The organism is Streptomyces sp. NPDC048479 (assembly GCF_040651435.1).
GTDB lineage: Bacteria > Actinomycetota > Actinomycetes > Streptomycetales > Streptomycetaceae > Streptomyces.
The window spans coordinates 1-1,777 of record NZ_JBEZKA010000113.1; the positions used below are offsets into that span (position 1 = coordinate 1).

1 pseudogene is annotated in these 1,777 nt (G+C 68.0%); it reads left to right on the forward strand.

Features of this window, described 5'->3' with window-relative positions:
- Window positions 1-94 precede the first annotated feature (94 nt).
- Window positions 95-1,748 (forward strand): annotated as a pseudogene (locus tag AB0D12_RS41245) (IS1182 family transposase).
- Window positions 1,749-1,777 lie beyond the last annotated feature (29 nt).

Below are 1,777 nucleotides of genomic sequence, written 5' to 3' on the forward strand. Positions count from 1 at the left end.
GACGCCGTTGGCGAATTCGGCCCTGCGCGTGACGTCGGCCTTCATGACTCGGTTGGGGTCGTGAAGGCCGACGTTGTGTTTGGGGAGGGCGTCCGTGTCGTTGCATGCTCAGCAGCCGGGAGGGGTTCCGACCGAGACGGCCCGGGTGGCCCGGAGGTCGTTCCCGAAGGGCAGTCTGGCGATCCGTATCCGTGATGAGCTGGGCGTGCTGTTCCGCGATGAGGACTTCGCCGCGCTGTTTCCAGCCCGGGGCAAGCCCGCCTGGTCACCGGGCCGGCTGGCGATGGTGCTTGTGCTCCAGTTCGTCGAGGGGTTGTCGGACCGACAGGCATCAGAGGCGGTACGGGCCCGGATCGACTGGAAATACGCCCTCGGACTGGAGCTCGGTGACGCGGGCTTCGACTACTCGGTCCTCTCGGAGTTCCGGGACCGGCTGGTGACCGCCGATGCCGGACGTGCCCTGTTCGACGGGGTGCTCAACGCCGCGCACACGCGGGGGCTGTTGAAGGCCAGCGGCAAGGCCCGCACTGACTCCACGCATGTGCTGTCCTCGGCACGGGAACTGTGCTGGCTGGAGCATGTCGGGGAGACCCTACGGACCGCGTTGAACGCAGTGGCCCAGACCGCGCCCAACTGGCTGGAGACGGTTGCCCCGGCGGACTGGTTCAAGCACTACGCCACCAGGCTAGAGGACAACCGGTTCCCCAAAGCACGCAGTGGACGCGACGCGATCGGCTTGCGGATCGGCAGCGACGGCATGCACCTGCTCCGGGCCCTCCACGAGGCTGAGGCACCTTCTCACCTGCGGGAACTTCCGGCGGCACAGATCCTGCGGCAGGTCTGGGTCCAACACTTCCACCAGGTCGAGGGGGAGGTGCGACGGCGGGACCCAAAAGACCGTCCACCGGGCGCTAAGCGCCTGGTCACCCCGTATGACCCGGAAGCAAGAGGCAGCGTCAAACGCGACACCATGTGGGACGGCTACAAAGTCCACCTGACCGAGACCTGTGAGACCGATGCACCGAACCTGCTCACGCACGTCGCTACCACCGTGGCCACCGTCCCCGACATCAAGATGACCGCCGTTGTCCACGCCGGGCTCGCCGAACGGGAACGGCTGCCCGCTGAGCACTTCCTGGACGCCGGCTACGTCGACGGCCCCACACTGGTCGCCGCCCGCCGCGATCTGGGCGTCGAAGTGGTCGGGCCTATGCCGTCCAACACCAGCAGCCAGGCGGCCGCCAACGGCGGTGCGTACTCCCTGGACAAGTTCGCCGTCGACTGGGACCAGCAGACCGTGACCTGCCCCAATGGCGCCGTCGCCGACGGCTGGAAGAGCAGGGTTCACCACGGAGTCCCGATCATCCGGGTCTGGTTCCGCCGAACCGACTGCCAGCCGTGCCCCGCCCGCACTGCCTGCATCAGCTCCGCCGCCGCGAAACGCCGCGAGCTGGAGATCCGTCACCGCGACGAGCACGAGGCCATCAGGGCTGCCCGAGTCTTACAGCAGACCCCCCGAGTGGAAGGAGCGGTACAAGACCCGCGCCGGTGTCGAGGGCACCATCTCCCAAGGCGTGCTCGCCTTCGGCCTGCGCAGATCCCGCTACCGCGGACTGGGCAAGACCAGCCTCCAGCACCAACTCACCGCAGCGGCGATCAACCTCACCCGCATCGACGCCTGGCTCACGGACAAACCCAGAGCCCGAACCCGGACCTCCCACCTGGCAGCACTTCGGCCCGCCGGATAGACCGACGGGCCGAATTCGCCAACGGCGTC